A 14,299-nucleotide genomic window follows, 5' to 3' on the forward strand; every position below is an offset into this window, starting at 1 on the left:
GCGCCTCACTTGTTATAGGGATCGGCAGCGTCGCGAAGGCCGTCGCCGAAAAGATTGAGCGCCATGACGGCAATGACGACAGCAAGCCCCGGCAGGAAGAGCCAGGGCGCCGTGGCGATCGAGCGAATGTTCTGCGCCTCGCGCAGAAGCACGCCCCAGGAGATCGTCGGCGGCTGGAGGCCGAGACCCAGGAAAGACAGCGAGGTTTCCGCAAGGATCATCGCCGGCACGGCAAGCGTCATGGAGGCGATGATGTGGCTTGAAAAGCTCGGGAGCATGTGACGGAAGATGATCCTCCCCTCTGACACCCCATCCAGACGCGCAGCCGCCACAAACTCCTCCGTCCTGAGCGACAGGAACCGCCCTCGCACCACGCGGGCAAGCTGAGCCCAACCGGTGAAGGACAATATGATGGTGATCATCATGTATTGCAGCGTCGCCGGCCAGCCTTGCGGCAACGCCGCAGCCAAGGCGAGCCAGATCGGGATTGTCGGAAGCGAAAGAACAAAGTCGATCACCCGCTGCATGACGAAGTCGATGCGGCCACCGTAATAACCCGAAATGCCGCCGAGCACGATGCCGAGAGCCAAGGACAGGAACACGCCGACGAGGCCGATGGAGAGGGATACTTGCGCGCCCTGCACCACGCGACTGTAGACATCGCGCCCGAGGCGGTCGGCACCGAACAGGAAGAGCGGACGCGCTTTATCGGTACTTGCGATGAGGTGGATGTCGGTCTGAAACAGGCCGAGGACCGAATAGGTGTAACCGCGACCAAAGAACGCGATCGGTATCTTTTTTGCCGTATCTTCCACATAGATGGCGGCCAGCGTTTCCGGATCACGGGTGAGCTTCAGCGGGAAATAATGCAGACCGAATTCGAAGCCGTTGGAATTGTCGATAAGGTGGATCCGCTGCGGTGGATGAAATGTCGCCCGCGCATTCTGGACGGTGGGATCGTTTATGGCGAAGAAACCGGGAACAAGGGCCACGATATATAAAGCCAGCGTCACGAACAGAGCGGCCATCGCAAGCCTGTGCCGCTTGAACGCCCACCAGATGAGCTGCCATTGCGAGGCGACTGCGGCGCGCTCGGGACGAAGGTTGGCTATTGAGACGTCGACCATTTCAGCAGCCTCCTATTCCAGCCGAATGCGCGGATCGACCAGCGCCAGCAGGATGTCGCTGATGAGGGAGCCAATCAGCGTGAGCGCACAGATCAGGAGCACGAAGGCACCGGCGAGATACATGTCCTGCGCCATCAGCGACTGCAGCAGCAGCGGCGCCGCCGTCGGCAGGTTGAGCACGATCGCCACGACCACTGAGCCGGAAATGAGGTTCGGCAGAAGCCAGGCAATGGTCGAGATGAACGGGTTAAGCGCGATCCGGAGCGGATATTTCACCAGTAGCCGGAATTCCGAGAGGCCCTTCGCGCGTGCGGTTGTCACGTAGGGCTTCGGCAGCTCATCCAGCATGTTGGCGCGCATCACGCGGATGAGGCTGGCGGTCGAGGACACGGCCAGGATCGCCACCGGCAGCCACAAATGCGTCAGCAGGTCGTACATCTTGCCGATGCTCCATGGCGCAGTCTCGTATTGCGAGGAGAAAAGGCCCCCGACATCCTGCCCGAACTCGACCGCGGCGACATACATCAACACCAGCGCCAGCAGGAAGGATGGGATGGAGAGTCCGAAAAAGGTGAAGGCCGTGAAAGCATAGTCACCGATCGAATATTTTTTGACGGCGGAATAGACGCCGATCGGCAAGGCGAGAGCCCAGGTGGCGATCAGGCTTGCGAGAGCAAGCACGAGCGTAAGCGCCATGCGCTCCCAGATCAGTCCCGAGACCGGCTGCTGCCATTCAAACGAGATGCCGAAATCGCCATGCGTGACAATGCCCCAGACCCACTTGAGATACTGTACCAGCATCGGCTGATCGAGGCCGAAACGCTCACGCAGCTGTGCGGCGGTGTTCTGGTCGACCACCTCGTTGGACGACGCGAGGGTGGCAATATAGGTGGTGACGAAGTCGCCCGGCGGGAGCTGGATCAGCACGAAGGCGAGAAAACTCACCGCGAACAGTGATGGGATCATCCAGAAGAGTCGTTTGACGATGAATTTCAGCATGGAAATGCTCGCAATTCGGGTTGCATGACGCGCCGCTGCGAACCGTAAGGCTCGCCCAAGGTCTTGCAACGGGACTGGGAGAAAGTGCCGCCGCAGCGAGTCGGCGGCACCGACGAGGCAAATCAGCTCGTGAAGGTGAACTGCTGCGGGAGGGCAGGACCGGGATTTGGCCATGACCAGCTATCGGGCTGCTTTTCCGGCACATTGCGCAGGTTGTTGCGAATGACGCCGAAGCCGCCGACCGCAAGGCAGACGCCGATGGTCTCGAAATCTTCCGCCGCGAGGTCGAAGATCTGCTTCATGATCGCGCCGCGCTTGTCGAGATCGGCCGTTGACCGCGCCTCGTCGAAAAGCTTCATGCGCTTCTTCTGGCTTTCCGGAGGTTCCTCGCCCTTCTGGCCGTTGGACGTATACCAGAGCGTCCACGGAATTGCGTAACGCGAACCCTGCGGATGGAAGGCAAAGTAATCACGCGGGTCAAGCATCGGGTCGAGGCCGCCGGGACCTGGCCAGACCTGCGCGTCATGGGCATTGTCGTCGCCGCGGGTGTAGTAGAGCGCCCGCTCGATGGTATTGACCTTCATGTCAATGCCGATTTGCGCCCAATGGGCCTTCACAAGCTCCAGCACGTCGACCAGGTCCGGGTAGAGCGTCGGAATAACGTCGACCGCGAAGAAGACAGGCTGACCGTCCGGGCGCAACCGAATGCCGCTGCCGTTCTTCTTGTCGAAGCCAGCCTTGTCCAGCATGGCATTGGCCTTGTCGGGATCGTATTCCGTAAACTGCCGCCCCAGCTTCTCGTGATGCCAGGGATGCCCAGGGCGCGGGCCGGTCTGATAACCTTCGCTCTGGCCGAAATAGATGATGTCGATGATCTCCTGCCGGTTGATGCCGATCGAGAGAGCCTGACGGAAGGACTTGTCAGCGAACATCTTTCGCATCGCCGGGTCCTTGTGGGTCATGTTCAGGTAGAGCTGGCACTGCTGCGCCGCGGACGGGACGAGCTGCAGTAGCCGGTAGTCGCCTTTCTGCATGTTCTGCGACAGAGTAGGCTTGTTGGCGAGCGTGCTGATATGGCGCTCCTGTATGTCGATCTTGCCGGAGATGACGTTCAGCATCAGCGACTCGACGTCCTGCGAAATGCCGAAGTTGATCTCGTCGACATAAGGAAGCTGATTGCCCTCGGTGTCGACCTGCCAGAAGTAGGGATTGCGGACCATGAGCACCCGCGTGGCGCCGCCGGAATAGGCTTCTTTGACGATCCAGGGGTCGAGCGTCGGCTTGTCGACGTTACCCCAGCGCGACGGAATTTCGATGTCGCCGCATTTGGCGCGGAAAAGCTCCGTCCAGCTCGATACGCCCGCCGCCTTCACGTCGGCGTCGAGGTTCGGATTGTATTTCGGCAGGAACTTGCTGCAGTAGTGCTTGGCAAAGAGCGTCGGATGCTGCCCAAGAGGGGTAGCCAGGTTTTCCAGATAGAGCGCGTTCGCGGCGGCGAAAGTGAACTTGACGGTATAGTCGTCAACCTTTTCGACGGTGACCGGCTTGCCGGCAACGGAAATCTGGGCCGGCGTCGCGCTGTAGAGCTCCTTGTTTTTGACCACATCCTCAATGGCGAAGACGACATCATCGGCGGTGAAGGGGTGGCCATCGGACCACTTAGCACCCTTCAGCAGATGGAACGTGAACTGGGTTGCGTCAGCACTGACCTCCCATTTCTCGGCAAGATTGGGCAGGACCTGGGTGAAATCCATGTTCCAGCGCACGAGCCCCTGGTTGCCGACCATGCGCAGGATGCCATTGTGGTCGGATGAGCCGCGCAGACCGCGCCGCAACGTGCCGCCGTAGGTGCCGATCTTCTCGAACGGCTTTATCACCAGCGGGTTCTGCGGCAGGCGCTCGGCCAGCGGCGGCAGCTTGCCGTCCTTTACGAGCGCTGCCAGTTGCGGCGCTTCTTTTCCGGTTGCCGCCTTTGCGCCGGTGCCGGCAACGGAAAGAGCAACAGCTCCACCCACGCCTGCCAGGAATGTCCGGCGGGTCACACCGGCAGAAATGAAATTGTCGTCGTGCATCTGATCTCCTCCCAATCCATACCGAGCTTCTCCTCGGGCCGTCCCGCCCGAGCGGCCTCCCAGCCGCAACGCCTCGGACCTCCATCCGATCGCCTCGGACCATAAGCCGCTTTTCAGATGATTACAAGTATTGACAGATTTTTACAGATTGCATAGCTGTACGGCAAAAGACCAGGTCCGATAGGAAGACAGGAATGACGTTCACCGAGGAAGCGCTCGAGAAGCTGAAGGCCGTTTCGACGGCCACGTTGACGACCGTGCTGTTGAAACGCGGACTTCGAAACGTATTCATTCGCGGCGTTCACAAGATCAACCCGGACGCTCCGCGGCTGGTGGGGCCGGCTTTCACCTTGCGGTACATTCCGGCTCGGGAGGATATCGACACTATCGGCGTCTTTGCCGACCGCGCCCATCCGCAGCGACGTGCGATAGAAGAATGTCCGCCCGGCCATGTTCTCGTGATGGATAGCCGAAAGGACCCGTCAGCCGCTTCCGCCGGCGGTATCTTGGTGACCCGGCTCCACATGCGCGGCGTCGCAGGCGTCGTGACCGACGGCGGCTTCCGCGACACACCCGACATCGCGAAACTGCCGTTTGCCGCCTATCATTCCGCACCTTCTGCTCCCACCAATCTCATCCGCCACCACGCACTGGATATCAATCAGCCGATCGGCTGCGGCGACGTGCCCGTCTATCCCGGAGATATCATCGTCGGAGACGACGAGGGCGTGGTTGTCATTCCGGCGGACATGGCGCAAGAGATCGCCGACGAGGCTTTCGAGCAGACGGTTTTCGAGGATTTTGTGGAGGACCGCGTAAAGGCGGGACGAGGCATTTTCGGTCTCTATCCGCCCGGCCCCGAAGCCGAAGCCGAATTCCGCGATTGGAGACGTGAGAAGGGACGTTGATGGAGCAGCCAGACGTGATAGCGGCGGCGAAAGCTGAACCTCGTTTCAGCGACATCATCTACGAGAAGATCGTGGGAATGATCGCCGACGGCCGCTTTCCCGTCAACGAACGGCTGCCATCGGAGCCAAATCTGGCCATCCTCCTCGGTGCATCGAGACCTGTCGTACGCGAGGCTTTGGAGCGACTAAGGGCGGACCAGCTGATAGTCTCGCGGAAGGGATCGGGCTCCTATGTACGCCAGAGACCAGACTCGTCGGTTCTCAAACAGGTTCCCGTCGGATCACTTGCGGATGTGCAGCGGTTCTTCGAGTTCCGGGCCGGCCTGGAGGCGGAGGCCGCGGAACTGGCGGCCCGCAACTGGCAGCCTCACGACAAGATCCGCATCACCGCAGCGTTGAAGGCGCTCGAACATTGTCTCGAGGTCGGTGAGCTTGGAGCGGAAGAGGACCAGGCGCTGCATGACGCGATCGCGATGGCGACCGGCAATCAGTTCCACACCATCGTGAGGGAATGGTTCAAGCCGCATTTCGCCATCGGCATGTCCGTCACGCGCAGTCTCAGCCTGAAACGAACTCCACTGCATGTCCGCAACGTCCAGGACGAGCATACGGCAATCGTGGAGGCCATCCTGGCCCGAAACGAAGTGGAAGCACACGACGCGATGAAGACGCACATCCTGAACGCACGCGCCCGCATGTTCCAGGGCGTGGGAGGATAGAGGCTGCAACGGGCCGCGGCGCGGGGAGGCGCACGGAGGAGGATGTTTTGCAACGGATCGCAATGACGGGCGGCTCAGGCCACATCGCCTCGCAGCTCAGGGCTTTTCTCCGCCCTGAATTCGAGCATGTGAGGCTTATTGACCTCCGGCCGCCGAAGGAGCTCGCTCCGAATGAAAGCTTCTTTGCTGCCGATCTGGCCGATGGCGACGCGATGGTGGCAGCTTTGAAGGATATGGACGGCATCATCCATCTCGGCGGGATTCCGCGGGAGGCGGCCATCGGCGACATCCTGCGCAGCAACGTGCTCGGCACCTATAATCTCTATCAGGCGGCACGGGAAAACGGCATTGGCCGGGTGGTCTTCGCGTCGAGCAACCACGCGACCGGCTTTTATCCCCGCACCGATCCCGTCACGCCGCTCGATCCGGCCCGCCCGGACAGCCGTTACGGCCTGTCGAAATGCTGGGGAGAGCTCGTTGCCGGCCTCTATTACGACACCGCGGGCATCCGAACTCTCTCTATCCGGATCGGCAATGCGGCGCTCTATCCCAACAGCGAGCGATCAGCTGCAATCTGGATCAGCGCCCGCGATCTGTGGCAACTCGTGAAGATTGGCCTGACCCATCCGGATATTGCCGCTGCGGTCGTCTACGGCATGTCGCGCAGCGATGCCGGCTGGTGGCGAGACGAAGTTGCCAAGCGCCTGGGTTACCGGCCGCAGGACAGGGCGCTCGACCATCTACGGATTGAAAGCCGCCGGACGGAAAACGCGGTCGAAGGCGTCTTTCAGGGCGGCGGTTTTTGCGTGCCCGAGCATGACGGGACGATACGAACGCGTGACAGAAATGGGCTGGTGGCATGCCTGGAGGTGGCGCTGTGAGCAAAACCAAGATCATCACCCCTCAGGTGAGGCGGGTCATAGACCTGCCCTTGCGGGTCGGAGAGTCTCCCACCTGGGACGACAGGACCGGCGACCTCTGGTTCGTCGATATTCTTGCCCCCGCGGCACTCTGCCTGCGGGCCAACGGGCGTCTCGACCGTTTCGACATGCCTTTCAAGATCGGTTGCCTGGCGCTTTGCGAAGGGGACGATATCGCCGTGGCCCTGGAGAACGGCGTTCATCTGCTGAATCCGAAAACGGGCGCGATGAAACTGCTCTGCAATCCCGATGGCGGACGCCCCGACAGCCGGTTGAATGACGGGAAGATCGGCCCCGACGGCTGCTTCTGGGTCGGCACCCGCGACGAGGCGGTGCCGCAGACCGGGAATGGCCGTCTTTACCGGGTTATGCCCGACGGCAGCTTTTCGACGATTGCAAATAGCCTATTGACCTCCAACGGCCTCGCCTGGAGCCCGGATGGCCGAACGATGTATCATTCCGACAGCAGCGGTCTCTTTGCCCAGATCTTCGATTTCGATCCGGCTTTGGGCGTTACCAGCGCACCCAGGCGACTGCACGATTTCACTCCGGAGGAAGGCCGTCCGGATGGGGCGGCGATGGATGCGGACGGCTTCTATTGGATCGCCGGCGTATTGTCGGGCGGCGTCAACCGGCTCTCGCCGGAAGGCGATGTGGTCGAAATTTACAAAATACCGGCGAAATCACCCACCATGCCCTGTTTCGGTGGACCGAACCTCGACACGATCTACGTGACGACGCTTTCCACCGACAACAACGGCACCTTCGAAAACGGTACGATATTCGCCTTCGAAACCGGGATGCGCGGCACGCCGGTGCATCGCTTCGCGATCTGATCCATCATCTCCCCATCTGGAGAGGGAAAACCATGAACATTCGAGAATTCCGCAACGTCCTCACCGGCATCTCCGGCGTGCCTGTTACTGCGTACGGAGACGATGGCGAGGTCGATATCAGCACCACCCGCGCGATCTACGCGCGGGTCGCCGCGGCGGGCATCCACAACATCGTGGCAGCGGGCAATACCGGCGAATTTTATGCCTTGGCCCCAGAAGAGATCAGCCGCGTTGTCGAGGCCGCAGTTGCCGGCGTCGATGGCAAGGCGCCAGTGACTGCGGCTGTCGGCCGTTCGCTCCGCGAGGCAATCGCCATGGCGAAAACGGCCAGGGATATCGGCGCTTCAGCGGTCATGTCTCATCAACCGGTCGATCCGTTCGCAGCACCGGCGGCACAGATAGATTATTTCCGGCGGCTGGCGGAAGCGTCTCCGCTGCCGCTGGTGGCCTATGTACGGGCGGAAGGTTTCGGCCTCGACGACATGCTGCGGCTCGCGAGCCATCCGAACATCGCGGGCGTGAAGTTCGCCACGACCGACATTCTCCTCCTCTCGCGGTCTGTTGCAGCCGCCGATTCAAGCCATGCACTTTTCGTCTGCGGACTCGCCGAAAGCTGGGCTCCCGCCTTCACAGCCGCAGGCGCCCGCGGCTTCACATCCGGCCTCGTCAATGTCGCACCGCAGTTTTCGCTCGCCATTCACGCGGCTCTCGAGAGAGGCGCCTTTGGCGAGGCGCGCCGGATCATCGATCTCATCGAGCCTTTCGAGCGCATGCGCGCCAAATATCGAAACGGCGCCAATGTCACAGTCGTCAAGGAGGCAGTGAGCATCCTGGGAACGCCGGTCGGCGAGGTGCGTCTCCCCGGCCTACCCAGGCTCGATGCCGAAGACAGGGCGAGACTTGCCGATCTTCTCGCGAGCTGGTCCGCCGAAACTGACCCGACCAAAGCAGCGGTCGCAGGGACGCACTAGACAAGGCCGGCCGATTGGGCACGTTTCGACAGGATTGCAATCTGCGAACCGCTTGACGCATCTCACGTTTGCGCCCGAGCCTGCCGGACTCCAAGAGTTGCAGCGTATCAGTAACGCATCCTTTAGTGTCGCCTGATAATACTCCGGGCGTACGGAGGAGTGTTATGAGAGATTTCCTGAAGACTAGGGCCGGCAGGCAGCTGATTCAGATCTCCGCCTTCGGCCTGTTTTTCTGGCTTGTCTGCCTGATTTTTCGCGAAAAGATACTGGCGCTTGTCCAGGCGGTCAGCGCAGGGAAGGCCCATCTCATCATCGTCACCCTGATTGTGGCGGGCATCGCCAGCTTCGCCTATTCGGCCCTGCGCATTCTAGACATGCGCGACGAGATGGCGAACCGCCGCGAGGCGTTCGACGAAGCCGACCGCATCGCTACTCACGATCACCTCACCAAGCTCCCCAACCGCTATGCGTTCGACCGCCTCGTAGTATCCGACCTTCGCGGAGCGGTGGAAGAGACGGCTTCGCAAACCGCAACCGTGTTCTCCATCGATCTCGATGGCTTCAAGAAGGTCAATGATCTGCTCGGCCACCAAGGCGGCGATATTCTTCTTAAAGAGGTTTCGCGACGGATCTGTGCACTTGCAGAACACGAATGCGTCTTCCGCTTCGGCGGCGACGAGTTCGTCGCCGTCGCCCGCGACCTGCCGCCAGAGAGGGAAGAACTTGTCGCGCAACTGCTGATCCATTCGGTCTCCCGGCCTGTGCGGATCGGCACATTGTCGACCGAGGTCGGTGCAAGCGTCGGATATGCGAGGCTGCCCGATCACGGCCGCTCGCTCGAGGAGGTCTGCCACCGCTCGGATATTGCCCTTTATGAGGCAAAAAGCCGGGGGCACAATCAGTATGCGCTGTTTCAGCCGGAAATGCAGGAAAAGGTCGCGGAACGAGCGAAGCTGGAAGGCGAGCTCCGCCGAGCCATCGACGAGGGCAAGATAGAGCCGTTCTATCAACCCTTGATTGACCTGCGGACCGGCGCCTTGTGCGGCTTCGAAGCGCTTGCGCGGTGGCGCAACAACGAAGGGGCTTTCATTCCCCCCCAGCAGTTTATCACGGTAGCGGAAGAAACTGGGCTGATAACCGTGCTGTTCGAGCAACTGCTGTCGCGGGCATGCCGCGATGCCCAGCTCTGGTCGGAAGCCGCAACGCTTTCGTTTAATGTCTCACCCGTCCAGATGGAAGACAGGCTGTTGGCGCAGCGGATTCTCCATATTCTTCAGGACACCGGCCTAGCGGCGTCGCGGCTGGAAATCGAGATTACGGAAAATGCTCTCATGGGAGACCCTGATCTCGCCGCGTCGACCATCGACCATCTTCACGCCGCCGGGATCCAGGTGGCGCTCGACGATTTCGGAACGGGCTATTCCAGCCTCTCCCAGCTTGCCCGCTTCAAATTCGACAAAATCAAGATCGACAAAAGTTTCGTTGCCGCCTGCTCCAACAACGACAAGAACGCCAAGATCATCGATGCCATCCTTGGGCTGAGCCGCAGCCTCAATCTCAAGACGACGGTGGAGGGAATCGAGGAAAACGCCCAGCTGGCCTATTTCCTCGGCCAGGGATGTGACATAGGCCAAGGCTATCTCTTCGGCAAAGCCATGCCTCAGTCGGAGGTGACGGCCTTTGTCGCCGCACGCCGCCACGTCCTGGCCGCCCGACACGCATAAGCGGAACGCTGATTTCTCAACAACACGCGGAAGGCCTCCGTCGTTTCGGCATCTGCCTTGGTTTATGACCGATCGCCTGCATCATTGATCGATAGTGCGCCGGCTCAAGTTGAACTCCGAGATTGTTCTTCATTGGGCGGGTTGGATTTCTCGCCGGTCGGTTTCTGCCGTTTGAGTTCGTTTTCGATGGTCTTGCGGGAGCCTTCTGCCGGATCTTTGTCTTTCGGATCTGTCATTGCTGGTCCTCCTGGTGAATAGCCTAACCTGTCGCGATGCCGGATGTTCCGGCTGCCCGTAAGCGGATTCTGGAACGATCACCATCCTCCCTGGTTAGTCCCGCTGGCAACCAAAGAGGAAATGCAATGAAGGATTCATCCGAAACCCGTTCCATCTTCGTGACCGGTCTCAAGAATGCGCACGCCATGGAAAATCAGGCGCTGTCGATTATGAAGCCGCAGGTCTCGCGGATCGAAAACTATCCCGACGTGGCATCGCGGCTCGAGCAGCATATCCGCGAGACCGAAGGGCAGATCGCCAGACTTGAGGAGATCCTGAGCAGCCTATCCGAAGATCATTCTACCTTGAACATGGCGCTCTCCTTCACCGGCAGCATGGCAGCGATGGGCCACAGCATTGCCGGCGACGAGATCATCAAAAACTCCCTCGCGAACTTCGCCTTCGAGAACTTCGAAATCGCCGCCTACAAATCCCTTATGACGATAGCCGAACTCGGCGGTTTTCCCGGATCTGTCGCCGCTCTGAAAGCCAATCTGGACGAGGAAATCGCCATGGCCAAATGGCTGGACGATAATCTCAGGAGCGTGACGATCAAGTTTGCCTCGCTCAAGGAAGCCGGGATGAGCGCAAAAGTCTGATCGGCTTTCCTGACCCGCCCGAAGGAAACAACTTACGAGGCTCCTCGAACGAGCCTCGTAACGGTTTGCAGGTCGGGTGCGCGTCGGCCGCGATCCGGAAACACAACAGTTCTCAAAAGGGTTATTGCGGAACCTTTCGGCCCCCATCCTTGAACCGCGGCAGGACCTCCCGCCCAAAGACGTCGATAAATTCACGCTGATTGCGGCCCACGTTGTGGACGTAGATTTCCTCAAAACCCATTGCCACGTCCCCTTCCAGCCATTCCACGTGTCGCGCCGGATCCGCCGAGATGCGGACATGATGATCCATGTCCTCCGGCCGCACCTTGGCGCAAGCTTGATCGAATTCCTCCGGCAAACGCAGCGTTTCCGAAACAGCTGTTGTCACGGCATTGCTGCGCCACTGATCAAAAGCGTTCGCGCGAGCCTCATGATCGGAGCTTGCAAAGGAGACATGGACCTGCAGGTAGAGAGGCTTGCCTTCTCCACCGCCGCGCCGAAAGGCTTGAATTATCTCCCGGAGGCTTTCCCGCGGCTGATTGATGGTAATCAGTGCGTCGGCCCAGCTTCCCGCCCATTCTGCCGTCTTCGGCGACAGCGCACCGGCGACAAGGCGGGGCAATTCCTGAGGAAGAGTATGAATGCGCGCCTCGTCTACCCTGATCGGTCCTTCCCGGCTGACGAGTTGGCCCGACCACAGGTCACGGATTATTCCCACCGCTGCCTCTAACCGTTCGTTCCGTTCCCGCTTCGAAGGCCAGCGTTCGCCGGTGACATGCTCGTTCATTGCCTGGCCGCTGCCGACGGCCATCCAGGGCAACCGCCCCGGAAACATCTCCGCGACGGTCGCAGCCGCCTGCGCCGTGATGACAGGATGATAGCGCCAGCCCGACGGTACCGTGATGATTCCAAATGGGATGGCTTGCGTCGCCTTCAGCGCCGCCCCAAGCCAAGCCCATGCAAAGCCCGATTGCCCTTGTCGCTCGCTCCAGGGGGTGAGATGGTCGGAGGACATGACCGCGTCGAAGCCTGCCGCCTCTGCGGCTTGTACATGGCCCAGGAGCTCGCTCGGCGGAAACTGCTCGTGGGAGGCGTGATAGCCGATCAGTGTCATGATCCGTTGCCCTTGGAAATCAGCCAGCGGTAGGCATAGGGTTCGAGTTCCAGACGGGGATCCTTTCCCACATCGAATTCGACTTCGTCTATCAGGTCGCGAAAACGCTTCGGTTGCATTCCGCCGAAATTGATGTCGGTCCCGATCCGTCGGCCCGCCAGATTGTGGACAAGCAACAACAGGTCGCCTGCATCTTCGAAACCGTGCACCAGGACGGCAGGGTCAGTCGCACTCAACCTTACTGGCCGCCCCTTTGTAAAAATGGGCTGACTTCGGCGAAGCGCGATAAATCTTTTGATCCTGTTCAGCAGCGAATTGGGGGCTTCCTGTTGATCGGCAACATTGGCCTTCCTGTAGGAGAAGGGCCCGTCGTTCACAACCGGCTGAACCAGCATCCTGGGATTGGCGCTGGAGAACCCCCCGTTCTTCTGTGAAGACCACTGCATCGGCACCCGCACCGAGTTCCGCCCCGGCTGGGAAAGATCCTCTCCGATACCGATTTCGTCGCCGTAAACGATCAACGGCGGCCCCCTCAGGGAAAAGACAATGCTGAAAGCCAGCTCGATCCGACGCTGATCGCCGTTCAGCATGGGTGCCACGCGACGGCGGATGCCGCGTCCGAAGACCTCCATCTCTTTCTTCGGAGCGAAGACCTCGAACACCGACTGCTTCAGATCCGGCGGCACGCGAGAGAAATCGAGTTCGTCGAGATTTCGAAGGAAATTCACCCAGCCGCATCCGGGCGGCGGTTCGGGAAGAAGGCTCAGTCCCCGATTGATCACAGAGGCTTCCTCCTTGGCAAAACCGGCAAACAGATAACAGGCCAGCATGAAATTGAGCAGAAGCTGGAGCTGATCACCCTCTCCGAAAAAGGCGTTTGACGCTTCCGGCGGAAGATTTACTTCGCCAAGAAGCACGCCACCCGGCCGGCGGCTCTGCAGATAGGACCCAATCTGCTTTAGGATGCCATGCGGATCGCGGGGATTGGCATGTTCGAGCCCCTTGTTCGCAATGATGAGCGGGGCCGCATCCAGTCGGAAGCCGCTGACCCCGAAGGCGATCCAGTAGTCGACGATCCTTAATATCTCTTCACGGACCTGGGGATTGGCGGCATTCAGTTCCGGCTGAAAGTCGTAGAAATGATGGAAGTAATAAGCCCTGGCAATCTCGTCATAGGTCCAGAGGCTGTCCACTTCACCGGGAAAGATCGATCTGGCGCCCGCGGCGACCGGCGGGGGATCGGCGCTCCAGACATAATAGTCCCGGTAGCGCGTCTCGTCGTCCCGTCGCGCCGCCTGAAACCACGGATGCTGATCGGACGTGTGGTTGACCACCAGGTCGATCACGACGCGAATGCCGTGTTCTCCCGCGCTGTGCAGGAATGTCAGAAAGTCGTCGAGCGTCCCGACCTTGGGATTGACGGAATAGAAGTCGCTGACATCGTAGCCATTGTCACGGTCGGGACTTCGGTAGAACGGCAAAAGCCAGATACAGGTGATACCGAGTTCCGAAAGATAGGTCAGCTTTTTGGTCAGGCCGATAAAGTCTCCGATGCCGTCGCCATTTCCGTCGGCGAACTTTTCGACGTCGATGCAGTAGATCACCGCCTCTTCATACCAGGTGCTGCTCGGGTTCTGCACTCGCGCCGTCTCCTGCCAGTTCCCATGGAGAGGCGTAAACGATCAGAGCTTGGGCAGGTTCCCACTGCCGAATGAGAACCGGCGGTCGTTCGCTTTTCACAGGCAGGGGCTCTCGGTTCTTCCCTGAGGTTCGCCTGCGGCAAGAAGAACCCGGACTTCCTCGAACAGACGGTGGTCCTTGAAGAACTGATGGGAGAGGCTGCGTTTCCTGCGCCCGGAACGCAAAAAGCCCCGCGGTTGGGCTTTTTTGGGATGTGTTGTAAAGATTGGTTGCGGGGGCAGGATTTGAACCTGCGGCCTTCAGGTTATGAGCCTGACGAGCTACCGGGCTGCTCCACCCCGCGTCACCAAGAATACGGACCTTTGAGGCCCGGAAGCAAGTCAGGCGCGAGCC

The 14,299-nt window shown here is 60.2% G+C and carries 13 protein-coding genes and 1 tRNA gene; 7 read left to right on the plus strand and 7 right to left on the minus strand.

Annotation, left to right across the window (positions count from 1 at the left end):
• Positions 1–5 precede the first annotated feature (5 nt).
• The 3 genes from C5L12_RS25205 to C5L12_RS25215 all read right to left on the minus strand — a co-directional run bounded on the left by C5L12_RS25205 (position 6) and on the right by C5L12_RS25215 (position 4,198).
• Positions 6–1,127 carry an ABC transporter permease gene (locus C5L12_RS25205; RefSeq protein WP_105374801.1) on the minus strand — a complete coding sequence of 374 codons (1,122 nt, stop codon included), beginning with the start codon at positions 1,125–1,127 and terminating at the stop codon, positions 6–8.
• Between the two features lie 12 nt (positions 1,128–1,139).
• Complete coding sequence (locus C5L12_RS25210) at positions 1,140–2,126, minus strand: ABC transporter permease (protein WP_105374802.1); 987 nt, start codon at positions 2,124–2,126, stop codon at positions 1,140–1,142.
• 122 nt (positions 2,127–2,248) lie between these two features.
• Entirely contained in the window at positions 2,249–4,198 is a 1,950-nt protein-coding gene (locus C5L12_RS25215) for an ABC transporter substrate-binding protein (protein WP_105374803.1), read from the minus strand.
• A 194-nt stretch (positions 4,199–4,392) separates the two neighbouring features.
• Between C5L12_RS25215 and C5L12_RS25220 the strand changes: the two genes are divergently transcribed.
• From C5L12_RS25220 to C5L12_RS25245, 6 genes are all read left to right on the plus strand, one after another.
• Positions 4,393–5,106: a ribonuclease activity regulator RraA gene (locus tag C5L12_RS25220; protein WP_105374804.1), complete on the plus strand. Its 714-nt coding sequence runs from the start codon at positions 4,393–4,395 to the stop codon at positions 5,104–5,106.
• Complete coding sequence (locus C5L12_RS25225) at positions 5,106–5,825, plus strand: FadR/GntR family transcriptional regulator (protein ID WP_105374805.1); 720 nt, start codon at positions 5,106–5,108, stop codon at positions 5,823–5,825. Before C5L12_RS25220 ends, C5L12_RS25225 begins: the two co-directional genes overlap by 1 nt.
• Before the next feature lie 47 nt (positions 5,826–5,872).
• On the plus strand, positions 5,873–6,706 hold the full coding sequence (locus tag C5L12_RS25230) for an NAD-dependent epimerase/dehydratase family protein (RefSeq protein ID WP_105374806.1): 834 nt from the start codon (positions 5,873–5,875) through the stop codon (positions 6,704–6,706).
• Positions 6,703–7,581 carry an SMP-30/gluconolactonase/LRE family protein gene (locus C5L12_RS25235; RefSeq protein WP_105374807.1) on the plus strand — a complete coding sequence of 293 codons (879 nt, stop codon included), beginning with the start codon at positions 6,703–6,705 and terminating at the stop codon, positions 7,579–7,581. Before C5L12_RS25230 ends, C5L12_RS25235 begins: the two co-directional genes overlap by 4 nt.
• 32 nt (positions 7,582–7,613) lie before the next feature.
• Complete coding sequence (locus C5L12_RS25240; RefSeq protein ID WP_105374808.1) at positions 7,614–8,552, plus strand: dihydrodipicolinate synthase family protein; 939 nt, start codon at positions 7,614–7,616, stop codon at positions 8,550–8,552.
• Positions 8,553–8,716: 164 nt separating this feature from the next.
• Positions 8,717–10,276 carry a putative bifunctional diguanylate cyclase/phosphodiesterase gene (locus C5L12_RS25245; protein WP_105374809.1) on the plus strand — a complete coding sequence of 520 codons (1,560 nt, stop codon included), beginning with the start codon at positions 8,717–8,719 and terminating at the stop codon, positions 10,274–10,276.
• 104 nt (positions 10,277–10,380) lie between these two features.
• Here the strand turns inward: C5L12_RS25245 and C5L12_RS29105 are convergent, their stop codons facing one another.
• Complete coding sequence (locus tag C5L12_RS29105; protein ID WP_280952552.1) at positions 10,381–10,512, minus strand: hypothetical protein; 132 nt, start codon at positions 10,510–10,512, stop codon at positions 10,381–10,383.
• 126 nt (positions 10,513–10,638) lie between these two features.
• On the opposite strand from C5L12_RS29105, the gene C5L12_RS25250 reads away from it, so the two are divergent.
• Positions 10,639–11,151 carry a ferritin-like domain-containing protein gene (locus C5L12_RS25250; protein ID WP_105374810.1) on the plus strand — a complete coding sequence of 171 codons (513 nt, stop codon included), beginning with the start codon at positions 10,639–10,641 and terminating at the stop codon, positions 11,149–11,151.
• Positions 11,152–11,272: 121 nt separating this feature from the next.
• Here C5L12_RS25250 and C5L12_RS25255 read toward each other — a convergent pair whose 3' ends face one another.
• The 3 genes from C5L12_RS25255 to C5L12_RS25265 all read right to left on the minus strand — a co-directional run bounded on the left by C5L12_RS25255 (position 11,273) and on the right by C5L12_RS25265 (position 14,249).
• Entirely contained in the window at positions 11,273–12,265 is a 993-nt protein-coding gene (locus C5L12_RS25255; protein ID WP_105374811.1) for a TIGR03885 family FMN-dependent LLM class oxidoreductase, read from the minus strand.
• On the minus strand, positions 12,262–13,905 hold the full coding sequence (locus C5L12_RS25260) for an alpha-amylase family protein (RefSeq protein ID WP_105374812.1): 1,644 nt from the start codon (positions 13,903–13,905) through the stop codon (positions 12,262–12,264). The genes C5L12_RS25255 and C5L12_RS25260 overlap by 4 nt, the downstream gene beginning before the upstream one ends.
• 267 nt (positions 13,906–14,172) lie before the next feature.
• Positions 14,173–14,249, minus strand: a tRNA-Met gene (locus C5L12_RS25265).
• Between the last annotated feature and the right edge of the window lie 50 nt (positions 14,250–14,299).

The sequence above is a fragment of the Neorhizobium huautlense genome, from assembly GCF_002968575.1.
In the GTDB taxonomy this organism is placed as follows: domain Bacteria; phylum Pseudomonadota; class Alphaproteobacteria; order Rhizobiales; family Rhizobiaceae; genus Neorhizobium; species Neorhizobium huautlense.